This is a genomic window from Almyronema sp. (genome assembly GCF_052168255.1).
In the GTDB taxonomy this organism is placed as follows: domain Bacteria; phylum Cyanobacteriota; class Cyanobacteriia; order Phormidesmidales; family Phormidesmidaceae; genus Sphaerothrix; species Sphaerothrix epifaneia.
This window is the reverse complement of record NZ_JBQLZL010000042.1, coordinates 17942-41325: the sequence shown is the minus strand read 5'-3', so window position 1 is coordinate 41325 and position 23384 is coordinate 17942. Positions and strand designations below refer to the sequence as shown.

Sequence of the window (23384 nt, the reverse complement as noted above, 5' to 3'; positions counted from 1 at the left end):
TTGAGAGGATGCACCATGTCTTATGAGTTACCGCCTTTACCGTACGACTACACGGCCTTAGAGCCTTACATTTCTAAAAGTACGCTGGAGTTCCACCACGATAAGCATCACGCGGGCTATGTCACTAAGTACAACGATGCGGTCAAAGGCACTGACTACGAAAGCAAACCAATTGAAGATGTGATCAAAGCCGTTGCCAAAGACGATTCTAAAAGTGGCATTTTTAACAATGGCGCTCAGGCTTGGAACCACACTTTTTACTGGAATAGCATGAAACCCCAAGGGGGCGGACGGCCTAGTGGTGATTTAGCCCAAAAAATTGATGCTGACTTTGGCAGTTTTGATCAGTTTGTTGAAGCCTTTAAAACTGCGGGGGCTACCCAGTTTGGCAGTGGTTGGGCTTGGCTTGTTTTAGACGGAAATACCCTCAAAGCTGTTAAAACCCCCAACGCAGTCAACCCACTGGTTTCAAATCAAATACCGCTGCTGACGATGGACGTTTGGGAACACGCTTACTATTTGGACTATCAAAATCAGCGGCCCAATTATATCGATGCCTTCTTGCAGAACGTTGTTAACTGGGACTTTGCGGCGAAGAATTTTGCGGCTGCATAGTTCAAAAATCTTCGCTTTTAAGCCATAAAGGTCAGGCGACTTGGCTGAAATAATTACTTTTAGCTAAGTCGTCGTTTTGGCTTGGGTCACCTTGCTGACTGCTCGATTTTGCCTTAGAAGGGGTTTGAAAAGTGTCTACTGTAGCTTTAGACACTGGCTGATCTCCCTTGTTTCCCTTTTGGGGGAAATTTAGGGGGATCTCCACTTTTGCTACCAAAAATAGGACTTTTCAAACGCCTCTTAGTTGCCTTAATAATATGTCTCAATAATATGTTCAGGGCAGATCCTCACTATCCCCGTATTATTTTGTCTTTTGTATACCGGGGGTACCAAATTCAGGTTGAACAAGAAGAAGCTAACGATCAGGTTATTTATTCAGCTTGGGCAAATTATGCAGTAGGCTGTGCGGTAGCGGTTCCTATTGCATATTCACGTAGCGAAACGATTCGCCGAGCTAAGCTTTGGGTAGATCGGCGTTGCCAGTGAATAATCATAAATTTTCCAACCAAGCTTGATTAAACGAGTTAGGCTGTTCATAGCCTTGTGAGAACGCTTCAGACAGATTTTGTATAACTGTTGCCACAATCGTTAAGACACTTCAATGGCAGAAAGCCGCTGACAGAAAATCTTTGCTGCTGCTTTCTGCTTTAGCTATTGTGTTTACTAATGCCGCTTGCGACCGGGCGGCAGGGTTTAAGCAGATGTTTGAAAAGCTAAGGGTTGTGATTTTAGGCACGCATCGATTTTCCCTAGCCGCCTTTGAAAAGAGAGAAATCGGCTTGGCAGTCCCCCCTTTTAAGAGAGAATTTAGGGGAATCTAAACCGTTTTGCTACGCCGCAGATATCTTTGCAAACATCTTCTAAACTAAGGCTGGTGCTTTAAAGCAGTTTGTAAGTAAAGGTTGACTTTGATAGGCAGAGCAGGCATTTGATGAACCAGGATTGGCCTAAAAAACAAAAAATTTCTATTGACTGGGAAGACGATGAAGTGGTGTCGATAGAAGTTGATGGTGTGCGCTATCAAGATATTGAACATATTTTAGATCCCGTCGATCAGGCAGCCGTTTTTCGTTTATTGCAACGGGCTGCTGCCAGAGAGAATGAGCCTTACCTCAGCGATGTGCTAACGTCAGATAGCTTTACCCATTCCCCTCTTCCGGTCGCCTCTGGAGGGGTGGCAGTTGAAAAGATTGTCTTTTGGATCTTTTTGCCAATTGCGCTGCTTTTAATTGCCCTGGCCGTCACTTTTGGCATTTATACTCGGCGGGCGATCGCCAGAGAAGTCAGCGCTCCGGGTGAAGTCGTTGATTTGATTGCTCAAGAAAGTTTTGACCGCGATCGCCGACGCGTGACCTATTATTTTCCGGTAGTTGAATTTTACTCAGCCGATGCCAAACTGCACCGAGTGCAACTTGCCAGCGGGAGTTCGCCCCCTAGCCACGAAGTAGGAGAAGCCGTGACGGTGCTTTACAATCCGCAGAAACCACTTCAGGCTAGAATTCAGTCTTTTTCTAGCACCCTCTTGATGTGGCTAACCCCAGCGTTGCTTGGCTTTATGGGGACAATTTTTTTCATTTTGGCGGTGGCGCTACGGCTGGCTTTTAGAACGAGTCCTTCCCCAACCTCGTCCTTCGATCAGAACGGCGGATAGACAGGCGCTCGTCTGCGGGGGTCTGCATAAGATGAGACAATAGGGGCTTACCTTTGACGAACCTTTGGAATTCATTGATATGGCTCAAATTCAGTTTAAGCGAGGCGTTACCGAAGAAGTAATTCCTGATGTCCGGCTCACCCGCGCCCCGGATGGAACCAACGGCACTGCCACTTTCTATTTTGATAACCCCAAAGCCTTAACGACAGAAGAAGGCGGCGAGATCACAGGCATGTACCTGATTGATGAAGAGGGAGAACTCAGCAGCCGTGAGGTGAAAGCTAAATTTGTCAATGGGGAGCCCGCCGGAATTGAAGCCGTTTATGTGATTAAAAGTGTAGAGGCGTGGGATCGCTTTATGCGCTTTATGAATCGCTATGCCGAAGAAAATGGGTTGGGATTCACCAAGAGCTAATGTCTAGCCCCCATCCTGATAACCCTCGGCTCAATGTCTGCTGCGCAGTTCTGACGGTCAGCGATACGCGGACGCCAGAAACCGATCGCAGCGGTCAGTTGATTCAAACGAGCTTGGCAGCAGCCGGACATCAGGTTGGGGCTTACCAGATTTTGGCCGATGAACCAGCGCAAATTCAGCAATGCCTAATGCGCTGGACGCAGCGCCCTGACTTAGATGCCGTGATTTTGACCGGGGGAACGGGCATAGCCCCTCGCGACACCACTTATGACGCGATCGCCGCTTTGCTAGAAAAAACGATACCCGGTTTTGGAGAGCTGTTTCGTCTGCTCAGCTATGAAGAAATTGGGTCGCGGGCGATGGCTTCACGGGCGATCGCAGGCGTCTATCGCGCCAAGCTCATTTTTTCGCTGCCCGGTTCCAGCAATGCTGTAAAACTGGCGATGCAATCGCTGATTTTGCCTGAACTCAGCCATTTAGTCGGCTTACTGCGACCCTCAGCAACCGACTTAAGTCCTTAAGTCTGAATCGGGGTAGGCCGGACGAGGATATCGCGGCGACGGATAGGGCGAATTAGCCGCTGCGGGTGTGGTTCACCCACCAAAATTACCGACCCCTGCAACCGCTCTAGCAGGGGAGTTGTGTTGGCACCTATGCTCAAACCGTTGCCCACCCGACGACGCTGCGATCGCAAAATGACCAAATCATAGCTGCGGGCTGTTTTTTCAATCGTCGCAACCACGTTGTCACGCGCTAACAGTTGCACCTCAATTGGGCAGTCAGCCGCTGGTAGCCGCTCCACCAGCATATCTAACTGTTTTTGCAAACGGGTGCGGCTAATCTGCGAAGCTCGCGGGCTACAAACATGCAGCAGCGTAATTTTGGCCTGGTTGACCGTAGCCAACACCTGAGCAAACCGCAACGCCCGCAACGCCAGCAGCGATGGATTTTCAATCGGCAGCAAAATCGTTTTGAGCTGGGTGGGAGACTCTAACAATCTTGCCACCACCACCGGGCAATGAGCCGCCCACAACACATCGTCTTGAATGTTGCTAAACAGGCGAGCCCCTAATTTAGACTGTCGGCCCATCCCCACAATAATCAGATTGGCATTTTCTTCACGGCTGACGTGGCAAATCGCTTGTCCGACGTTGTATTCAATCCGTAGTTTTGGCTCAATGGCCGTTTCAAACTCTGCGCTAATCGCCTGAGCCGCTTCTAAACGCTGGCGGCTGTTGGCCACTGCCCTCGCTAGCTGGGGTGAGTCCATCTGGGGTTGAGCCAGCGCGATCGCCAGCGGAATGACCCGCCCATTTTCGTACTGAGCCACGGTCGCCGCTAGTTCAATGAGCGATCGCTCCGTGTTGGGATTATAGACAGGCACGACTACCGCAAAAGATTCAGGAATATCGCTCGGCGGCGGTAGCCAGTCTAACAACTCACCTTCATCAAACGTTTCTTGCACAGCCAAGCGCTGAGCCGCATTAGCCGTCACCAACGGCCCCAAAATTGCCGTCACCAGCATCAGCAAAATAATGCTGTTAAACACCTGGGAATTAATAATTTCAGCTTCATAGCCCACCAGCGCCGCCGCCAGTGTCGCCGCCACCTGCGGAATCGACAGCGACCACATCGTCCAGGTTTGGGGCCAGCTATAGCCAAATAGCTGGCGGGCACCCAGCGTCGCCATTAGCTTTGTCACCAGCAAAACACCCACCACCAGCAGCGGCAGCTCAATGAAAGACAAAATACTTTCAAAGGCGCTGAGGTCGAGCAGCAGTCCCATGTTGACAAAAAACAAAGGGATAAACAAAACGCTGCCCAAAAACTCGGTTTTTTCCTTAACCGGGCCATCGCCAATAACGCTGTTAATCGCCAGACCTGCTAAAAAGGCACCAATAATGTTTTCAACCCCAATTAGCTGAGCCACTAAAGCACATAAAAACACCGACAGCATGACAAAAAGAAACTGGTTGCCTTCGTCTTTGCCTGTGCGGCGAAAAAAGGCTTGCCCCAATTGTTTGAGGCCAAACAAAACAGCGATCGCATACAGCCCCAAAGACCCCAACAGCGTCAGTAGTTTCAGCGTCGAAAAATCGCCCTGGCTAATGCCCAAGCAAATGGCCAGTACCAGTAGCGAACCAATATCGGTAAAAATCGTGGCTCCCACCGTTACCGTTACCGCTTCGTCACCTACCACACCCAACCGCTGCACAATCGGATAAGCCAGCAGCGTATGAGAGGCCAACAACGACCCAATGAGTACAGCCGCTAGCCACCCAAAGCCAAACAGTAAACCAATGGCAATGCCGCCCACCAAAGGCAAAGCAAACGTCAGAAAACCAAACCCCATCGAGCGGTTACGCGTTTTTTGAAAAAGAACCAGGTCAATTTCTAAGCCAGCGACAAACATCAGATAGATTTTGCCAATCTCAGAAAACAAGCTCATTGTTTCTGAATCAGCCGTCAGCCAGCCCAGGCCGCTGCCGCCAAACAGCACCCCAGCTGCCAACAAACCAACCAATCCGGGCAGTTTCAATCGCTCAAACACGGGCGGCGTCACCAGCACAATCGCCAGCAGCAGCACAAAAGTCGTGATAGGCTCTCGTAGCGTTTCAGAGACAGGTTCTACTAAAAATATCAGCATTGATCAGGGCCTTATAGAGAGGGCCAGGAACAAAGATTCCTGGCCGCTAGCATGGCTAAATGATTGATTTTTGAGATCTAGATATTTAGATTCGAGCTTTTTCTCGACGCTGTCTCTCTACCAGCCGATAGAATTTGGCTCAATTGCAGGCGATCGCCTTTTGCCGTTTTTGCCCAACTCGACCAGGTCTGGTCAGCCCTGCAGACAAAAAAAGGAGCTGCCGCAGCAGCCCCTTGCATCATCTTGAAAATTGAGAAAAAAGAGCTTAGTAGAGTTCTTCTTCCTGATGAGTCATGATGGTGCAGTCAGAGGTGGGGTAAGCCACACAGGTGAGCACGTAGCCAGCTTCGATTTGATCGTCGTCTAAGAAAGACTGGTCAGACTGGTCTACCGTTCCTTCAACCATCTTGCCAGCACAGGTAGAGCAAGCCCCAGCCCGGCAGGAGTAAGGTAAGTCAATGCCTTGCTCTTCGGCAGCGTCTAGAATGTACTCGTCATCAGGGACTTCAATTGTAGTATTGAGTCCTTCGGCTTCATTTTGCAGGGTTACTTTGTAAGTTGCCATGCTGCTATCCTCTCATTTAGTCAGTCAAAACATAGCAGTAATTAGCCATTAAGAAAATCCCACTAAAGAGCGATTAGTAATAAATTCCTAGTGACTAACTCCATTTCTGATACTACGGGAAAACCCGAATCCTGTGTCAGCTACAGCTCAATTTAGTTGAACGGGATTCATAATCAAACCAAGCATTTTTTGCCCAATTTACTTATAGGTGGCACCCTCCCTTTTCTTCAGGAATGCCCGAAAAAGCAGCGGAATGGGATTTTGCGACGTTTTTAATCACGCTAATTGATCCGTCATTGATTTGAATTAAACGATTAAAAATTCTTTGTATTATAAGAATTATTTATATTTCTTTGTGAGTATGGTTTGTATTAGAAATAGTCCAGAGAATGCCCGTGTTTTTCAAAGCCTTGAGCAGCCGAATCCAGCCTTCAATTCTTGTATTGTGACTACTAAAGCTCCCCTAAAGTAAAACACTGTGTCAATGTCTTCTCAGTCTGGTTCCGCCCGCCCAGTTTCAGTGGGGCTGATTGGCACGGGCTATGCCGCCAAGCTCAGAGCCGAAACCTTTCAGTCAGACCCGCGATCGCAGTTGCTCAGTGTCGCCGGACACACGCCAGCACACACGGCTGAGTTTGCCCAAAACCACGGGGCTGAAGTTGCCCCCCACTGGCAAGCGCTGATCGAGCGCCGCGATCTCGACTTAATTTGTATTTGTGGTATTAACAGCGACCACGGTTCAATGGTACAGGCTGCCCTGCAAGCCAATAAGCATGTCGTGGTGGAATATCCCCTTGCTCTAGACGTTGATCTAGCCGCCAAGCTGATTGAACTGGCTCAGCAGCGACAGCGCTTGCTCCACATTGAGCATATCGAACTGTTAGGCGGGCTGCACGTTGCCATGCAAAGCCACCTGCCGACCATCGGCCAGCCTTACTACGTGCGCTATAGCACCCTCAACCCCCAGCGTCCAGCGCCGCAACGGTGGACTTACCACGGCGATCGCTTTGGCTTTCCGCTCATGGCGGCGCTATCTCGCGTGCATCGGCTGACGAACCTGTTTGGCGCGGTGGCAAAGGTAGGCTGCCAGTTTTCTAGCGATCGCGCGACCGCTGGCTATTTTAAGTCTTGTTTGTGTACAGCTCAGCTTAGCTTTACCAGTGGGCTGCTAGCAGAAGTTACCTACGGCAAAGGCGAACACATCTGGGCGGCTTCGCGCCGCATGGAAGTCCACGCCGCCCAAGGGGGACTGGTTTTTGAAGGCGACACCGGAACGCTGCTGACAGCCGCCGGCGAACACCCGCTTGAGGTGGGTGGCCGACGGGGTCTTTTTGCCAAAGACACCGAGAGCGTACTGGATTATCTCACCAGCGGAACGCCGCTTTATGTTTCTAATACCGCTAGCCTGTATGCCCTGCAAGTAGCCGACGCTGCCCGCCGCGCCGCCCAAACCGGAGAATCAGTTTCATTGCTAGGCTAGAGACAAGAAACTCAACGCGTCCGCGCTCAGACAAAGCTATGGTGGCCGAAAAATTAGCAAAGCTGCAATCAATTTTTAGAACGATGGATCAGGCGCTGATTGCCTACTCTGGCGGCATTGACAGCACGCTGGTCGTCAAAGTGGCGCAGGATATTTTAGGCGATCGCGCTTTGGCCGTGACGGCAGCGTCTCCCTCGCTGATGCCGGAAGACTTAGAAGAAGCCCGCCTCCAGGCAGCCGAAATTGGCATTCGGCATGAGGTGGTACAAACCCACGAAATGGATAATCCTAACTACGCGGCCAACCCGGTAAACCGCTGCTATTTTTGCAAAAGTGAGCTACACGACACGCTCAAACCTCTCGCTGCCCAGCGAGGCTATCCCTACGTGGTAGACGGGGTCAACGCCGACGACCTGCACGACTACCGCCCCGGTATTCAAGCCGCCCGCGAACGAGGGGTGCGATCGCCTTTAGCCGAAGTTGGCATCAGCAAACTTGAAGTGCGCCAAATTGCCCAGCACCTCGGCTTACCCTGGTGGGACAAACCTGCTCAACCATGCTTGAGTTCTCGCTTTCCCTACGGCGAAGCAATTACCGTCGAAAAGCTACAGCGGGTGGGTCGGGCAGAACGTTATCTGCGTGATTTAGGGTTCCAAAATTTGCGCGTGCGATCCGAAGCCGACACCGCCCGGATTGAGCTACCCCCCGAACAAATCCGCTCATTTGTTTCAACCACCGACCTGCCCAGCCTGGTCAGTGCTTTTCAAAACCTGGGATTTGCCTACGTGACGTTAGATCTAGAAGGCTATCGCAGCGGCAAGCTCAATCGCGCTCTAGCAACCGCGCCAACGGGCAGCTAAAATCTCAGCCCGTTTTCAGATATAAACAAACGTGGGCTTCTATAGTATGTAAGCGATAGACAACTGGCAAAAGCCTGAGGGGTTAAGGGCGTTAAAAATCGGCTTTGCTACCTGCTGATTGCTCCATCCGGCAATCAAACCGAGCAATTTGCTCTCAGGGTTGACCTGAGGTTTTCTAGTTGTCTAGTTTAGCTACTCTCAACCTAATCCAGTTATGACACAGCTTTTAGCCGGGGATATTGGCGGGACTAAAACGATCCTGCGGTTGGTAAAAGTCGATAAAAATGGGGCGACTCAAACCCAAACTGCGAAACAAACGTTAGTGACGCTGCACGAAGATCGCTACGCCAGCGCCGACTTCACCGATTTGGTGCCAATGGTGCAGCAGTTTCTGCAAGAAGCCGCTGCGGCGACTCAAACCCAACCCGATCCAGAAGTGGCCTGCTTTGCCATCGCTGGCCCGGTGGTCAACCATACGTCTAGCCTCACCAATCTGGCTTGGTTTTTAGCCAGCGATCGGCTTCAATCTGAGTTGGGTTTGAAACAGGTTGAACTGATCAACGATTTTGAAGCGGTGGGCTACGGCATCTTAGGGCTACAAGCCGCCGACATTGAAACGCTGCAAGCGGGTGATCCTCAAGCTCACGCTCCTATCGCCATCATTGGCGCAGGTACAGGTTTGGGGCAGGGCTTTTTGATTCATCAGGGGGGATACTATCAGGTTTATCCTTCTGAAGGCGGCCACGCCGATTTTGCTCCCCGTTCAGAACTAGAATTTCAGCTACAAAAGTACCTGTTAGACAAACACAGCATCAACCGTGTCTCAGCCGAGCGGGTGATCTCCGGTCAGGGGATTGTTGCCCTCTATCAGTTTTTGCGCGATCGCCAGTTTGCCAGCGAGTCGGCTGAAATTGCCAGCATCGTCACTACCTGGGAGCGAGAGGCCGGAAAACAGCCCAAATCAGTTGACCCAGCCGCCGCGATCGCTCAAGCTGCCGTCGCCCAAAGCGATCCGCTATCGCAAAAAGCTATGGATATTTTTGTTGAAGCTTATGGTGCCGAAGCTGGAAACCTGGCGCTAAAGCTCTTGCCCTATGGCGGTCTGTATATTGCTGGCGGTATTGCGGCTAAAAACATCACGCTTATGCGGGCTGGCAGTTTTATGAGCGCTTTTGGCCAAAAGGGGCGCGTTAGTGGCTTGCTAGAAAAAGTGCCCGTCCATATCGTGTTAAACCCTCAGGTGGGGCTGATTGGCGCTGCTCTAAAAGCTGCTCAATTGAGCTAAGCGATCGCCAGCAGGTTTAGCCGATTGGCTCCTCTGGTCGCGCTCTTCTTGCTAGCTGGTTAATAGCTGTTGAGCAGACGGCTGCTTCAGGCAGAGCGGTAGACTAAAAATCAGGCAAATTTTGCTCTCGGCTTAGCGTTGAAATAGCAACTAGATATGGCAGGTCATAGCAAATGGGCGAACATTAAGCGCCAAAAAGCTCGCGTCGATGCGGTTAAAGGCAAAGTCTTTGCCAAGCTTTCGCGCGAAATTATTGTCGCCGCTCGCAGCGGTGGCGGCGATCCCGAAGGTAATTTTCAGTTACGTACCGCCATTGACAAAGCCAAAGCGGCTGGCGTGCCCAACGACAACATTGAACGAGCGATCGCCAAAGGCAGCGGCCAGCTCGAAGGCGATAGCGACAGCCTCGAAGCAATTCGCTACGAGGGTTACGGCCCTGGCGGAGTGGCCGTTTTGATCGAAGCCCTCACCGACAACCGCAACCGCACCGCCGCCGATTTGCGGGCGGCTTTTAGCAAAAATGGCGGCAATCTAGGAGAAACAGGCTGTGTTGGCTGGATGTTTGAGCAAAAAGGCGTGGTTTCGCTCCGGGGACCTCTAGAGGAAGAAGCGCTGCTAGAAGCCTCTCTAGAAGGAGGGGCTGAAACCTACGAGCTAACAGAAGTTGACGAAACCGCAGGTGCTGAAGTAACTTGCGCCCCGGCTGCCCTCGAAACCCTTAGCCAAACCCTGCGGCAAAGCTACCAGGTTTCTGACGTAGAACTGCGCTGGATTCCGGCCAACATCATCACTGTGAGCGATGCCGATCAGGCGCGATCGCTGCTCAAAATGATGGATGCCCTCGAAGACCTCGATGATGTGCAGACGGTGACGGCCAACTTTGAAATGACCGCCGACTTAATCGCTGCGGTGGCTCTCTAGCCACTCATTTTTAAGCCTCAAATAGATCGAGAGGCAGGGGCCCGTAGGTGCCATTGACCTCGTCGGTTGCCGCCGCATGATAAGACACCAAAACCCCTCTAGAGGGGCCGCTATAGTCATCGAGGTACCACATGCCCTTGAGTGTGTTGAATTTGAGGTAAATAGCCCCTGATTTTTCCGGCAGGTTAAGGACAACGTCAACCCCCAAAGCTTTGAGATAGCTTTCCATAGCCACTTTAGCCTCTGCGACGCTGTCGGCACAGATGCCAAGCGTTTGATAATCAGAGGCTTCATTCAACTGCTGCAAAAACTGACGAATTTCGGCAGCTTCTGCTTCAGTGAGCCGGGGGGGGACGTCTAAACAGCTAAACCGCAGCAGGCTCTTTCTAATCGCACGAATAGTTTGGGGATTTAAATCAGCAAATGTCATAGGCGATAGTAGGGTGAATGAGGCATTTGGGTTTACTAAAAAAGCATTTGTCTTACCCTTTACCGACCGTCAGCGTGCATCTATGACTTCTTACTGCGTTCGAGTAGCTGATATGCACGCTAGCGAACGTCCGCGTGAGCGATTGTTTGCTTACGGCGCTAAGAATTTAGCCACGGCTGAACTGATTGCTATTTTACTCGGCACTGGCCAAGGCGCAGGCAAACTGTCAGCAGTGGGGTTGGGGCAATACATTTTGCAAGTTTTAGGGCAAGACCAAGTTGACCCGTTGACGGCCCTACGCCAGGTTTCTGCTCACGAACTGATGCAAATTCCAGGCATTGGCGCGGCTAAAGCGGCTTCTATTCTAGCTGCTTTAGAGTTGGGTAGACGCGTGCTGGCTTCGAAGCCACCTGAACGAGCGATTGTGGACGATCCAGCGATCGCGGCGGCAGCCCTCAGCCACGAGCTGATGTGGCAAACTCAAGAGCGCTTTGCAATTGTCTTTTTAGATATTAAACATCGGCTCTTAGGCACTCAGGTTGTCACAATTGGCACAGCTACTGAAACCTTGGCTCATCCACGCGATATTTTTCGAGAAATTTTACGGCAAGGTGCAACTCGAGCGATCGTGGCGCACAATCATCCCTCTGGCAACCTCGAACCCAGCCCCGAAGATGTTAGCTTAACCCGGCAACTGCTAGCCGCCGCTCATCTCTTGGGTGTGCCGCTGCTCGATCATCTCATTCTGGGCAATGGCGACTTTCGTAGTCTGCGCCAAACTACGCACCTGTGGCAAGAAGTCAGCGATTAGAGTAACCGTTCGGTGGCCACTCTGGTAATTTCTAGCCGACAATTTTGACCATTCCCATTTGAATGGCATCAAACAAACGATTGATCTGGCACCGTTCTAATTCATCTACAGTGCCATCGGCTAAGACCACCCGAGAAAGCTCTCGATACTGATCGTACGAGATACAACGATTGGCAATAAAAGTGTCTACCAGTTGAGCGACGTCAACTTCTACAGCCTCAGTGTAGGAACTTTGCAACTTCATCAGATACCCTCTCAGCAACAGCAACAAATCGTTAGTAGCGTTCTGAGGTCACCGTCACGCCCCCTCTAGACCGCCAACCCGAAGTAAGTCAACACCAAATCTACGGCTCCCGTATTGATGACTTCGTGAACCTCACCCGGTTCGACGGCAATACAGGTACCTACTTGCAGTTCGTAATCGGTGTTATTAATTCGGATAATACCGTCTCCTGCCTCGACAAAAAAGACTTCACACATATCTTTGTGGGCATGAGCCGCAGCCAACTGACCGGGGCTAAAGCGGGCTTGGGCAAAATTGGTCAGGTGGGGCAAATCACCTGAGCGCAGCAAAACCCGCTTTTTGATCGCTGGGTTGTGGGAAACGGCTTCTTCTGGCAGGGTCTTTAAGGAAACGTGTTTCATGGCTGTAGCAACTGACACTGAGCCTGGTGCCGCAGCAGATGATCACACAGCACCAGCGCCATCATCGCTTCGACCATGGGCACGGCTCGCGGTAGCACACAAGGGTCGTGGCGTCCCTTGCCAGCTAGGACAGTTTCTTCTCCCGTGTGGCTGACAGTGCGCTGTTCTTTGCGAATGGTGGCGGTGGGCTTGAAGGCCACGCGGATAATAATATTTTCGCCGTTGGCAATGCCGCCTTGGGTACCCCCTGAGCGGTTCGTACGGGTACGAATTTCGCCCGCTTCGTCACGGTAAAATTCGTCGTTGTGCTGGCTACCAGTCAGCAGCGTTCCCGCAAAGCCAGAACCAATTTCAAAGCCTTTGCTAGCCGGGAGCGACATCACCGCCTTGGCTAGATCCGCTTCGAGCTTGTCAAATACAGGGGAACCTAAGCCCTTCGGCACCTGGCGAGCCACACACTCCACCACGCCGCCAATCGAATCCCCCTGGTCGCGCACCGCTTCAATGCGATCGATCAGGCGCTCGGCGGCTTCGGCGTCGGGGCAGCGAACAATATTGCTTTCAACTTGCGCCAGAGTGACGGTGTTAGGGTCAATCGTGGCTTCAAGGTCTTGAATTCGCTTGACATAGCCGACAATTTCGACGCCAGCTACTAGCTTGAGGATTTTTTTAGCGATCGCCCCTGCGGCTACCCGACCAATGGTTTCGCGGGCGGAAGAGCGCCCCCCTCCTTGCCAGTTGCGAATGCCATATTTGGCGTCGTAGGTCGCATCAGCGTGAGAAGGGCGATACGTACGAGCCATCTCGTCATAATCTTGCGGGCGCGTGTCTTTGTTGCGCACTAAGACGGTAATTGGTGTCCCTAACGTTTTGCCCTCAAAAACGCCCGAAACGATTTCGCAGGTGTCAGTTTCTTTGCGTGGCGTGGTGATTTTGCTTTGTCCTGGTCGCCGTCGATCTAGCTCTTGCTGAATGTCAGCGGCAGAAATTTCTAGGCGGGGGGGGCAACCGTCAATAACTACGCCCACGCCGCCGCCGTGCGACTCTCCAAAGGTGGTGATGCGAAACAGGTGGCCGAAGGTGTTGCCCATGCTGGTGGATTAGAAATGAGAGTTTTCTGATCCTAACCCATTTGGCGAAACCACCGATGAACCTGCCAGACTCAGCGACGGCTGCGTTCCTGGTAGCGCTTGTGGTTGAGCCGTAGCAATATGGCCTACATAAAAAGCGCCTGCTTCCATATCGAGAGCCGTGGCTGTGATGTCGCCTTCTACGTGGGCACTACGGCTGAGCGAAAGCTTACCTGTGGCAACCACGCGGGCTTTGACTTGGCCGTGAATCACAATATTGTGGCCGCTGAGTTCGGAGCCTTCAACCGCACCATCAGCCGCAATTTCAACGTCTCCTTTAACCAAGACATCTCCATAAACGGCTCCATCTAACCGCAGGTTGCCATCTACTCTCAAGTCACCCTGAAAGTGGCTGCCCACCCCGACATAGGTAAAGCTGGCAGATGGGTTTTGGCGTCGTCCAAACATGGCAAAATCCTCAATGTGAGTTTTGAGCGCGATCGCTCAGCGGTAGATAATAGCGCGGGTTAACGGGTTTCTCTTGGCGGCGGACTTCGTAGTGCAAATGCGGGCCAGACGATCGCCCGGTATTACCCAAGTAACCAATCACCTGATCTCGCTCAACGCGATCGCCTACCTCAACTGCCAACTTTGACAGGTGACCATACAGCGTTTGGTGCTGGTAACCATGATCCAAAATGACATGATTGCCATAACCACCAGAATTTTCAGCCCGCTTTACTACCCCATCAGCCGTGGCGTGTATCGGCATGCCATAGGGGCCTTTGAAATCAATTCCCTGGTGTAGTTCATAGCGGAGCCGTCCAAACGGGTTACGCCGCAGGCCAAACTCAGACGACACTTCAAAAGTGCCCTTGAGCGGCAAGCCGTCCGGGTAGGCAGCGGCAGCGGCAGCTTCAGCCGCTAAAGTTTGCTCTAAAGCTGGCTTGACCTGAGCCTTTAAGTCGGTAGCTAAAGCGGGTAGCCGCTGCTGGGCAACTTGAAACAGGGTTTGAGCGCTGGCATCACCTGCTACGCCGCCTTGGGGTACGCGGGGTGACGCTTGAGAGCGAGACTCTTGAGATAACCCGGCTCGCTGGCGTAAATGGCTGACTTCGGCATCGAGAGAATCTAGCTCTACCAGTACCTCGTTGGCTGTTTCGGTGAGATCCTGGTTTTCTTCAGCCAGTTGTAGATTAGACCGTACTAACGTCACCATCGTAATCGTCAGCCAGCTCAGCGGTGTGCCGACCAGCACCAACGCCAAGACCAGCAGCGACAAGGGCCGAAAAGAGAGCGTTAGCGGCTCTTTACCCGTGCGGGCAACCAAGACGGTGTAATGTTCAGGAATTCGATGACGCATTAATCACTCTGGCGTAAACTCGCCCAAGCTTTAGCTTGTTTTAACAACCGTGAACTCAGGCATTATACGGGGATCACTTGATATAAGGCAATTTCCTCACTTTTAGGGAAAATAACGTTTTCTTAATAAAGCGTTATGAACCCTACAATAGAAGCCAGTAAGCCCCGATCGCGTTTTATGTTTATTACCTGGTTTGACGTCAATTCCTGGCTAATTGAGCTAGCCGATAAGCGAATTTTGCTAGATCCCTGGCTGGTAGATACGCTGGTGTTTAACCACTTTTCCTGGTTGATCAAAGGTGTGCGACCTCGGTTTTACGAAATTCCGCCTGATATTGACCTGATTTTGCTGTCACAGGGTTTAGAAGATCACGCCCATCCACCGACGCTAAAGCGTCTCAACCCGGCGCTGCCTGTGGTGGCGTCGCCCAACGGAGCCAGAGTTGCTGAGGGGTTAGGCTATAGCCAGGTAACGTCGTTAGAACATGGTGAAGAATTTGTTCTAGACGGCGCGATCGCTATCAAAGCGTTTCCGGGGGCACCTATTGGCCCATTTTTGACCGAAAACGGCTATCTGATTCGTGATTTGCAGTCGGGTTTGAGTCTTTACTACGAACCTCACGGCTATCCAGACGAATCGTTAAAGCAAATAGGTGGCGTAGATGTAGCCATTACCCCGATTGTGAGTTTGGCTTTGCCAGTAGCGGGCACGTTGATTCGTGGCCAGCCAGGAGCGCTAGAGGTGGCTCAACTGCTCAATCCCCAAATTATTTTGCCCACCGCTGATGCCAGCGAGGTGACGTATGAAGGCGTTTTGCCACCGCTGATGCAGTCTCAAGGCAGCGTAGATCAGCTACAGCAGGCTATGGGCGATCGCCATTTAACCGCCCAGATATTAACCCCTCAACCCGGCGAACGGCTCGAACTTTCACTAGAACCTAGCCGTTCCTAGAGAAGCTGTTAGGTTTGCCCGTCTGCAATGACCCTATTGCTACGCCCGACTTGGCAGAAAGCTTAAGGGCAAGGGCACAACCATGATTGGCTCCTAAGCTATCAATTTGGCTTTCACTTAAAGCAAAATTAAAGGTTGAAAGCACGCGGCGATCGCCTATGACTTATTTACTCTTGCTCGCTATTGGCTTTGCTCTACTGTTAACCAGCCTGCGGTTACAAGAAGAAATTTTGGTGATCACCTCTACCCTGACGGGTGTGGGGTTTTTGGTTTGGGGATTTGCCCTAACGCCGACGCCCTTGCAAATTGGGGTAGAAATTTTGCTAATTTTAGTGGCTTTTCCGGCCTGCATTCGCTGCATTATCATCAGCAAAGTCAATACGCTGTTGGGTAAGGCCAACGTCGCCAAAAAATAGATGCGTTTTGAGGCTGGCGGTGGCGGCTAAGCCTCTGAAAACAACCAGCCCGCCAGCGCTGCGGCTGCTGGTATAAAGCAACACCGCAGAAGTCATCGATCTTACGGCTGTCTTCTGGGGTTGGCTAACCGATATCCTAAAGAACGTTAACCCTCAGCTATTAACCTGAAATTGCCCCCCAACTGCTGGGCACTGGCTCAGAGGCGGCAAAAATTTTGCAAAAGAGTCCGGATAGTCTGCTGATTTTTGAGTCAAGGTAAGCGAGTCGATCCCCTGGGCACCTACTATCCCCTAGCTTATGACTTATACCCAATCGTCGATCTTAGATGTCTTAAAGGGAATCCAGCGCTTTAGACAGCTACCCGAAACCGAACTGGTGCGCCTATCGGCTGTGGCCCAACCCCTGCGCTATCGCATGGGTCAACCGATTCTGCGGCGAGAAACCCTGCCCCATCAAATCGCCATCTTGCTAGAGGGACAGGCGCGACTGCTGGGATACGACCCCCGCACCCAAGAGCCAGTCACGCTCAAGCGCCTGGGTAAAGGTGAACTAATCGGCATTGCTGGGCTGGTGCGCGGCATTCCGTGTGAGACGGTGCTGGCCTCAACCGAGGTGACGTGCCTCACCTTGCCAGCACAGGCATTTTTGCGATCGCTAGAAGATTATCCCGAATTTGGCCGCCAGTTGCGCTATCAGTGTCACCTGGCAGAAGCTTTTGACCTTTTGAGCAAAGTTCTAGCCGATGCCGCCCACGATCCGGGCGATTTGCGTCAGCTGATTACCCAAGCGGCTAGCGGTGCCATCGTTTGCTACCTGCCCTCTGGGCAAGCTCGCCTACACAACCTCAATCGCAACCGCAACTGGATGATCAGCAGCGGCGTTGTCAATCAGCAAACGTCGGGCGAATGGCTGGCAACAGACGCCACAGCAGCGGTGCAAGTTGTGGGCGGACAGGCTCGCTTAGTGGGATTTCAGCCCACTGATTATTTGCCAACGGAGGATCCCACTGCGATCGCCGAGGGTGAAGCGGTCGATCGCCTGCCGCTCGACCCAGACACCATTCCCTACGCTGAAGCAGACACCGAAGTTATTGCCGAAGATACCCCTGAACCGCTGACCCCCTATCCCTACGTTCGGGGGCGGGGCGAGGTGGGCAATCCGCTGGCCTGCTTTCAAATGCTCAGCCAGCAATTTAACCTGCCCTTTCGGCGCGACGTCATTCGCCGTATTGTGGCTAATCAGGTAACCCGAGCCGGAAAACTTTCGCTGCCTCCTTGCGGCGCGATCGCTGAAATGATGGGTCTCAAAACCCAATTGGCAAAAGTCCCTGTCGATAAGCTTTCGCGTTTGCCCACCCCAGCGCTGATTAGCTGGCAAGAAGGCATTGCCATTCTCTACGAGGCAACCGCACGACGCCTGGTACTGGCTGTTCCCGAAGTGGGCATCATTCGCCGTACCCCCTTAGAATTTCAGGAAACCTGGGGCGAAGAAGGCGAACTGCTGCTGCTAGAGCGCACCGCCGAAACTCCCAGCAAACGCTTTGGCTTGCAGTGGTTTTTGCCCTCACTCAAACGCTACCGTAGCGTCTTGATCGAAGTTTTTATTGCCTCATTTTTTGTCCAGCTCTTTGGTCTAGCCAATCCCCTGATGGTGCAGGTGATTATTGACCGGGTAATTGTGCAAAACAGCATTGATACCTTGCAGGTTCTCGGCATTTTACTGGTAGTAGTAGCGGTCTTCGAAGCGCTGCTCACCAGCTTGCGCACTTACCTTTTTGTCGATACCACCAACCGGATCGACATGGCACTGGGTTCAGAAATTATCGACCACCTGCTGCGGTTGCCTTTACGCTACTTCGATCGCCGTCCAGTAGGCGAACTGGCTAGCCGCGTCAACGAGTTAGAGAATATTCGCCAGTTTTTAACGGGTACAGCCCTGACGGTGGTGCTAGATGCGGTTTTTTCGCTGCTCTACATCATCGTTATGCTGATCTATAGCTGGGTGCTAACGCTGGTGGCGCTGGCTAGCATTCCATTGTTTATCGGCCTAACGCTGATTGTTTCGCCCATTGTGCGGCGACAATTGCGCACGAAGGCAGAGCGCAATGCTTCGACCCAATCCTATTTGGTTGAAGCCCTCTCTGGTATTCAAACCGTCAAAGCCCAAAATATTGAACTCAAAACCCGCTGGCAGTGGCAAGACCACTATGCCCGCTACGTTAGCGCTGGCTTCAATACTGTGCTAACTTCAACCACCGCTGGCTCTAGCAGCAACTTCTTAAACAAACTCTCAGCCCTGCTGGTGCTGTGGGTGGGTGCCTATTTGGTGCTGCAAGGAGAACTTTCTCTCGGTCAGCTCATTGCTTTCCGAATTATTTCGGGTTACGTAACCGCGCCGCTCTTGCGGCTGGCGCAGATTTGGCAAAACTTCCAAGAAACCGCCCTGTCGCTAGAGCGACTGAGCGATATTTTGGATCATCCTCAAGAAGCGGACGAAGACAACCGCTACCAGATCCCCATGCCGGAACTGGCTGGCAACGTCCGTTATGAAAATGTCTCTTTTCGGTTTGCTTCTTCGGGGCCGCTGCAACTGGCAAATGTCAACCTGGAGTTTGCGGCAGGTCAATTTGTGGGGATTGTCGGCTTAAGCGGTTCAGGCAAAAGTACGCTGATGAAGCTGCTGCCGCGCTTATACAACCCTGATTCGGGCCGTATTTTAATCGACAATTACGATATTTCTAAGGTCGAACTCTACTCGCTGCGGCGACAGGTGGGCATTGTGCCCCAAGATAGCCTGCTGTTTGAAGGCACCATTCAAGAAAACATCGCCTTGACTAACCCCGATGCCGAAACCGAAGCGATTATCACTGCGGCTCAAATTGCCTGCGCCCACGACTTTATTATGAACCTGCCCTTGGGCTACAACACCCGCGTGGGTGAGCGGGGATCTTCGCTTTCCGGCGGGCAGCGGCAGCGCATTGCGATCGCCCGCACTATTTTGCAAAACCCGCGTTTGCTAATTTTAGACGAAGCTACCAGCGCCCTCGACTACGATACCGAACGCCAGGTCAGCCACAATCTGATGGAGTGGGCCGAAGGCCGCACTGTCTTTTTTATTACCCATCGCCTCAACACCATTCAGTCTGCCGACCAAATCTTGGTGATGGATCAAGGGGCTGCGGTTGAACAAGGCACCCACGCCGAACTGATGGCACTTCAGGGTCGCTATTACTGTCTCTATCAACAGCAGACCAACTTGGTATAACGCTTCTTATTTGTCCAGCTACTCAACTGCTCTAAAGGAATCTAGCCATGAGGCCAGCCAATACTATCCGCAGTGCTGCAAGCAATGGCCACGCCAAGTCACTGCCCGTATCCCCACCCCCACCCCCGCCGCACCGCCCGCTTGCCGGGGGGAGTCATTTCGATCGCGATGTGCTTTTACGCCAATCGCCCCGCTGGTCGCGTGCTGTCGTCTGGACGATTGTTGGCGTCACCAGTGCTATGGTGGCGTGGGCCTGTTTGGCTAAGGTGGAAGTCGCCATTCCTGCCCAGGGCAAGTTAGAACCAGAGGGGGTTGTGCAGCCCGTTCAAGCGCCTGTAGGGGGTGTTGTTGCCCAAATTCACGTCGAAGAAGGCGACCCCGTTGAGCAGGGCGATTTGCTGGTAAGCTTTGACCAAACAGCAGCCCAGGCGGAAATTAATGCTCTGCAAGAGGTGCAAAAAAAGCTGGTAGAAGAAAATCAGTATTACCGCGCGCAGTTGCAAGGTGCGCCGATCGCCGCTTCTGCAACAGGGCTTGCGCCCGAAATCACGCAGCTTACCAGCAACCGAGCCGCCTATATTGCCGAAAATCAGCTCTATCAAACCCAGCTTCAGGGGGGCAGCGGTGCAAACCTCACACCCGATCAACGCCAGCGACTAGCGGCCTCCCAAGCCGAAGATAGCAGCCGCATTTCAGCCGTGGCGCTAGAAGTTGATCAGCTCACTAGCCAGCTAGAGCGCACCCAGGTGGAACTGGCTAATGCCCGTAGTGCCCTGCAGGTGCAACAAGATATCGTAGGGCGCTTGGGCGCTCTCGAAGAAGCTGGCGCTGTTGCTAAAATTCCCTACCTACAGCAGCAGCAAGAACTCAACAACCGTCAAGCAGAAGTTCAAAGCCTGCAAAAAGAAAGCGAACGGCTAACCATTGCGATCGCCCAGTCCAGACAGCAATTGCTCAACGCTAATGCCGTCTCGCGCGAAGAATTGCTCAATCGCATTGCTGCCAACAACACAGAAATTGCTCAAATTGACAGCCAGCTCACCAAACAGGTTTTAGAAAACGAAAAACAACTCGAAGACATCAACAGTCAGCTTCAGCAGCTTCAGCAAACGCTGACTTATCAAGAACTGCGGGCACCCGTCAGCGGCACCGTGTTTAACCTCAAAGCAAACGAAGCGGGCTATGTGGCTAATACCAGCGAGCCAATTTTAGAAATTGTGCCGCAAGAGAGTTTGGTTGCGCGGGTCTTTGTAACCAACCGCGATATTGGCTTTATTCAGCAGGGGCAGGTTGTCGATGTCCGGATTGATGCTTTTCCCTACAGCGAGTTTGGCGATATCGATGGCACGCTGAGACAAATTGGCTCAGATGCGCTGCCCCCGGATCAGGTTTATCCCTTCTATCGCTTTCCAGCAGAAATTGAGTTGCAGCAGCAGGCTTTAGAAACCAGCGGTCAAACCTTAACCTTGCAGTCGGGCATGTCGGTAACAGCCAACATTAAACTGCGCAAGCAGCGGGTGATTACGTTGCTGATTGACCTGTTTACCCGCAAGGTAGACAGCTTGAAGTCAGGCGGGTAGCCCCACCCCCAAACGGGGCTATGGCAAAAGGCAGCTTTGCTGGCAGCGGCTGGCAACCATTGAAGTATCTAACCCTGGTGGCGACAGCTCTATCTCTAAGCTGAAGACTGGTCGCTTACTCCAGACAAACCATTTCGCCCCAGGCGGGATAGGTATGAGCCGTCGAGTCCATACAGGTAAACGGTTGAACGCGATCGCCAACTCGCCCATACATCAACTCGGCAAACGGCTGATCAAGTTGAAAAATCACCAGGCTGACCGGGGCGCAACCCGCTATCAAGCGATCGCTTAGCGCCGTCATCAATCGGGGTGAGTTCATTACCGAAGGGGCGGCTGTACCGCTTAGCCGCAAAATCACAGCTTGGCTGGCGGTTTCGGGGTAGCCATCGGCATAGCCCCAATCGGCCAAGGCATAGTCTGTTGCCAGTACGTCGGCAGTGCGTCCGGTTTCAATCTGGGTAATGAGTTGAGTCAGGCTAGCCGCACAGTCACGACTCACGACAAAATCGCGCGGGGGTGTTTGGGCGATCGCGGCTGATCCCAGCAGCAGCCCCAGATTACTAGCTGCAAACAACTGACGAATGAAATCGGCTACGCTCATCCAAAAACCTCCTGAATTGAAGTATAGCTAAAGGTAGCGGGCAGCAAAACGCTTTTCTGCCAACGGCTTTCAGCCGTTTAAACGGTTCAACAGAGGTGGCTACAACTGCGATCTGGCTCGTTTAAGCCGCTGGGGTTTTGCCGGATGCCGCTGAATTTGAACAAAAATAGCCGCTTAGCCACTGGCGCAGACCGTCTAAAGGCTAAAATGGCTTAGCCCAGTGTCATCATTTCATAACTTAAGATTGTTAGCTTCATCGGCAATTTCTATCGCTTCAAAGACACCGTTAAAGCCACCCCAAACGAGATAATAACTAGGTGCAGACCCACTTAACGATATGACTTATTACGTTTCTCCCCGCTTTCTCAACAAGCTTGCCGTTCACATTACCAAGAACTTTCTCAATTTGCCTCAGGTTAAGGTGCCGCTGATTTTGGGCGTACACGGGCGTAAAGGAGAAGGCAAAACCTTTCAGTGCGAGCTGGTTTACGAGCGCATGGGAATTGAGGTGGTGCATATTTCCGGGGGCGAACTAGAAAGCCCTGACGCGGGTGATCCGGCGCGGTTGGTGCGGCTGCGCTATCGGGAAGCGGCTGAACTGGTGCGGGTGCGGGGGGTGATGGCGGTTCTGATGATCAACGACTTAGACGCAGGCGCTGGGCGTTTTGATGCCACCACCCAATATACGGTCAACACTCAGCTCGTCAATAACACGCTGATGAACATTGCTGATACGCCTACAAACGTGCAGCTTCCTGGCAGTTATGACGATAAGCCGATTCAGCGCATTCCAATTATTGTGACGGGGAACGACTTCTCGACCCTCTATGCGCCGCTGATTCGAGATGGGCGCATGGAAAAGTTTTATTGGGAACCCGACCATCGCGATCGCGTTGGTATTGTAGGCGGCATTTTTGCTGCCGATGGCCTCTCTCAGTCAGAAATCGAACAACTCGTCGATACTTTTGCTAATCAGGCGATTGATTTCTTTGGTGCCCTGCGATCGCGCATCTACGACGAACAAATTCTCGACTTTATTCAGGCCGTTGGCGTTGAAAATATCTCTCGTAACGTCGTCAACACTGAGCAGCCGCCCAGCTTTCGCAAACCCAATTTCAACTTGGCTCACCTGCTAGACGTAGGCCAGCAAATGGTAAGCGAACAAGGCCGCGTCCAAACCATGGGTCTGGTACGTGAGTACAACCAAGCGCTGCAAGCTCAACCTGCTCGTGCCCCCCAGCCGCAGGGGTTTTACCGCAGCTACTCGCCGACCCCCAATGGCAACGCTCCAGCCGCTGTCCCCTCCGCAGCCCCATCTGCTTCTAGCCCCCAGCTCAATTCAGAAACCGTCAACCAGGTTCATCACCTGCTACAGCAGGGCTACCAGGTGGGTGTAGAACATGTCGATCAGCGGCGCTTTCGCACCAACTCCTGGCAAAGCTGCGCTGCGATTCAAACCCACAACCCTACCGAAGCCCTTTCTGCCTTAGAGCGCTGTTTGGCTAGCCATCCAGACGATTACGTACGGCTCATCGGTATCGATAGCCGCAACAAGCGCCGAGTGCTCGAACAGATTATCCAGCGACCCTAGATCGGCTCATTCTGACCCTGGGCGGCAGGTACGGGCTTGCTCTCAACCGTGAGGGCACTGAATAATAGAAATACTCTACCGATAAGATGGAGTAGCTCAGCTTTAGCCCAAAGGTATCCATCCCTCAATTCCTGCCTTAGCCACGCCAGCGGCGCGATCGCCGACTGGCGATCGCTGGCAGACCTAGATAAGACACCCATCAAGCGGCATCCCCCTCGGAGA

25 protein-coding genes are annotated in these 23384 nt (G+C 52.3%); 15 read left to right on the top strand and 10 right to left on the bottom strand.

Annotation, left to right across the window (positions count from 1 at the left end; all coding sequences use genetic code 11):
- The first annotated feature begins 15 nt into the window (after positions 1-15).
- The 5 genes from ACTS3T_RS09485 to ACTS3T_RS09465 all read left to right on the top strand — a co-directional run bounded on the left by ACTS3T_RS09485 (position 16) and on the right by ACTS3T_RS09465 (position 3202).
- The gene (locus ACTS3T_RS09485) at positions 16-615 is read left to right on the top strand and encodes a superoxide dismutase (protein ID WP_377960310.1); all 600 of its coding nucleotides are present in this window, start codon (positions 16-18) and stop codon (positions 613-615) included.
- Between the two features lie 270 nt (positions 616-885).
- Complete coding sequence (locus tag ACTS3T_RS09480; RefSeq protein ID WP_377960312.1) at positions 886-1101, top strand: hypothetical protein; 216 nt, start codon at positions 886-888, stop codon at positions 1099-1101.
- Positions 1102-1546: 445 nt separating this feature from the next.
- Positions 1547-2266 (top strand): DUF3592 domain-containing protein, encoded by a 720-nt coding sequence (locus ACTS3T_RS09475; RefSeq protein WP_377960316.1) that lies wholly within the window; start codon positions 1547-1549, stop codon positions 2264-2266.
- Positions 2267-2345: 79 nt separating this feature from the next.
- Complete coding sequence (psb28, locus tag ACTS3T_RS09470; protein ID WP_377960318.1) at positions 2346-2681, top strand: photosystem II reaction center protein Psb28; 336 nt, start codon at positions 2346-2348, stop codon at positions 2679-2681.
- Entirely contained in the window at positions 2681-3202 is a 522-nt protein-coding gene (locus tag ACTS3T_RS09465) for a MogA/MoaB family molybdenum cofactor biosynthesis protein (protein WP_462934922.1), read from the top strand. The genes psb28 and ACTS3T_RS09465 overlap by 1 nt, the downstream gene beginning before the upstream one ends.
- On the opposite strand, the gene ACTS3T_RS09460 is transcribed toward ACTS3T_RS09465, so the two are convergent.
- A complete protein-coding gene (locus ACTS3T_RS09460; RefSeq protein ID WP_377960322.1) occupies positions 3199-5328 on the bottom strand; it encodes a cation:proton antiporter domain-containing protein in 2130 nt (709 codons plus the stop codon). The genes ACTS3T_RS09465 and ACTS3T_RS09460 overlap by 4 nt on opposite strands.
- A 265-nt stretch (positions 5329-5593) precedes the next feature.
- Positions 5594-5893: a ferredoxin gene (locus ACTS3T_RS09455; RefSeq protein ID WP_377960324.1), complete on the bottom strand. Its 300-nt coding sequence runs from the start codon at positions 5891-5893 to the stop codon at positions 5594-5596.
- Positions 5894-6377: 484 nt separating this feature from the next.
- Between ACTS3T_RS09455 and ACTS3T_RS09450 the strand changes: the two genes are divergently transcribed.
- The 4 genes from ACTS3T_RS09450 to ACTS3T_RS09435 all read left to right on the top strand — a co-directional run bounded on the left by ACTS3T_RS09450 (position 6378) and on the right by ACTS3T_RS09435 (position 10439).
- A complete protein-coding gene (locus ACTS3T_RS09450; protein ID WP_377960326.1) occupies positions 6378-7373 on the top strand; it encodes a Gfo/Idh/MocA family protein in 996 nt (331 codons plus the stop codon).
- 38 nt (positions 7374-7411) lie between these two features.
- Positions 7412-8233: an ATP-dependent sacrificial sulfur transferase LarE gene (gene larE, locus ACTS3T_RS09445; RefSeq protein WP_377960328.1), complete on the top strand. Its 822-nt coding sequence runs from the start codon at positions 7412-7414 to the stop codon at positions 8231-8233.
- A gap of 214 nt (positions 8234-8447) precedes the next feature.
- The gene (locus ACTS3T_RS09440; RefSeq protein ID WP_377960330.1) at positions 8448-9518 is read left to right on the top strand and encodes a glucokinase; all 1071 of its coding nucleotides are present in this window, start codon (positions 8448-8450) and stop codon (positions 9516-9518) included.
- A gap of 156 nt (positions 9519-9674) precedes the next feature.
- The gene (locus ACTS3T_RS09435; protein WP_377960332.1) at positions 9675-10439 is read left to right on the top strand and encodes a YebC/PmpR family DNA-binding transcriptional regulator; all 765 of its coding nucleotides are present in this window, start codon (positions 9675-9677) and stop codon (positions 10437-10439) included.
- A 10-nt stretch (positions 10440-10449) separates the two neighbouring features.
- Here ACTS3T_RS09435 and ACTS3T_RS09430 read toward each other — a convergent pair whose 3' ends face one another.
- Entirely contained in the window at positions 10450-10869 is a 420-nt protein-coding gene (locus ACTS3T_RS09430) for a DUF1824 family protein (RefSeq protein WP_377960334.1), read from the bottom strand.
- Between the two features lie 82 nt (positions 10870-10951).
- On the opposite strand from ACTS3T_RS09430, the gene radC reads away from it, so the two are divergent.
- Complete coding sequence (gene radC, locus ACTS3T_RS09425; RefSeq protein WP_377960336.1) at positions 10952-11680, top strand: RadC family protein; 729 nt, start codon at positions 10952-10954, stop codon at positions 11678-11680.
- Positions 11681-11711: 31 nt separating this feature from the next.
- On the opposite strand, the gene ACTS3T_RS09420 is transcribed toward radC, so the two are convergent.
- The 5 genes from ACTS3T_RS09420 to ACTS3T_RS09400 form a co-directional block, all read right to left on the bottom strand.
- On the bottom strand, positions 11712-11924 hold the full coding sequence (locus ACTS3T_RS09420; protein ID WP_377960338.1) for a hypothetical protein: 213 nt from the start codon (positions 11922-11924) through the stop codon (positions 11712-11714).
- Between the two features lie 65 nt (positions 11925-11989).
- Positions 11990-12325 (bottom strand): cupin domain-containing protein, encoded by a 336-nt coding sequence (locus tag ACTS3T_RS09415; protein WP_377960340.1) that lies wholly within the window; start codon positions 12323-12325, stop codon positions 11990-11992.
- Positions 12322-13416 (bottom strand): chorismate synthase, encoded by a 1095-nt coding sequence (gene aroC / locus ACTS3T_RS09410; RefSeq protein WP_377960342.1) that lies wholly within the window; start codon positions 13414-13416, stop codon positions 12322-12324. The genes ACTS3T_RS09415 and aroC overlap by 4 nt, the downstream gene beginning before the upstream one ends.
- Before the next feature lie 9 nt (positions 13417-13425).
- Positions 13426-13863 (bottom strand): bactofilin family protein, encoded by a 438-nt coding sequence (locus ACTS3T_RS09405; RefSeq protein WP_377960344.1) that lies wholly within the window; start codon positions 13861-13863, stop codon positions 13426-13428.
- 10 nt (positions 13864-13873) lie between these two features.
- Positions 13874-14758 carry a M23 family metallopeptidase gene (locus ACTS3T_RS09400; protein ID WP_377960346.1) on the bottom strand — a complete coding sequence of 295 codons (885 nt, stop codon included), beginning with the start codon at positions 14756-14758 and terminating at the stop codon, positions 13874-13876.
- A 135-nt stretch (positions 14759-14893) separates the two neighbouring features.
- Between ACTS3T_RS09400 and ACTS3T_RS09395 the strand changes: the two genes are divergently transcribed.
- The 4 genes from ACTS3T_RS09395 to ACTS3T_RS09380 all read left to right on the top strand — a co-directional run bounded on the left by ACTS3T_RS09395 (position 14894) and on the right by ACTS3T_RS09380 (position 20970).
- The gene (locus ACTS3T_RS09395) at positions 14894-15709 is read left to right on the top strand and encodes an MBL fold metallo-hydrolase (protein ID WP_377960348.1); all 816 of its coding nucleotides are present in this window, start codon (positions 14894-14896) and stop codon (positions 15707-15709) included.
- Between the two features lie 158 nt (positions 15710-15867).
- Positions 15868-16125, top strand: a complete 258-nt coding sequence (locus tag ACTS3T_RS09390) for a hypothetical protein (protein ID WP_377960350.1) — start codon at positions 15868-15870, stop codon at positions 16123-16125.
- 298 nt (positions 16126-16423) lie between these two features.
- Positions 16424-19390 carry a peptidase domain-containing ABC transporter gene (locus tag ACTS3T_RS09385; protein ID WP_377960352.1) on the top strand — a complete coding sequence of 989 codons (2967 nt, stop codon included), beginning with the start codon at positions 16424-16426 and terminating at the stop codon, positions 19388-19390.
- A gap of 47 nt (positions 19391-19437) precedes the next feature.
- Complete coding sequence (locus ACTS3T_RS09380; protein WP_377960354.1) at positions 19438-20970, top strand: HlyD family efflux transporter periplasmic adaptor subunit; 1533 nt, start codon at positions 19438-19440, stop codon at positions 20968-20970.
- 115 nt (positions 20971-21085) lie between these two features.
- On the opposite strand, the gene ACTS3T_RS09375 is transcribed toward ACTS3T_RS09380, so the two are convergent.
- Positions 21086-21571, bottom strand: coding sequence for a hypothetical protein (locus ACTS3T_RS09375; protein ID WP_377960356.1), 486 nt, complete (start codon positions 21569-21571; stop codon positions 21086-21088).
- Positions 21572-21908: 337 nt separating this feature from the next.
- On the opposite strand from ACTS3T_RS09375, the gene ACTS3T_RS09370 reads away from it, so the two are divergent.
- Positions 21909-23162, top strand: coding sequence for a ribulose bisphosphate carboxylase small subunit (locus ACTS3T_RS09370; RefSeq protein ID WP_377960358.1), 1254 nt, complete (start codon positions 21909-21911; stop codon positions 23160-23162).
- Here ACTS3T_RS09370 and ACTS3T_RS09365 read toward each other — a convergent pair.
- Positions 23159-23362, bottom strand: coding sequence for a hypothetical protein (locus ACTS3T_RS09365; protein WP_377960360.1), 204 nt, complete (start codon positions 23360-23362; stop codon positions 23159-23161). The genes ACTS3T_RS09370 and ACTS3T_RS09365 overlap by 4 nt on opposite strands.
- Positions 23363-23384 lie beyond the last annotated feature (22 nt).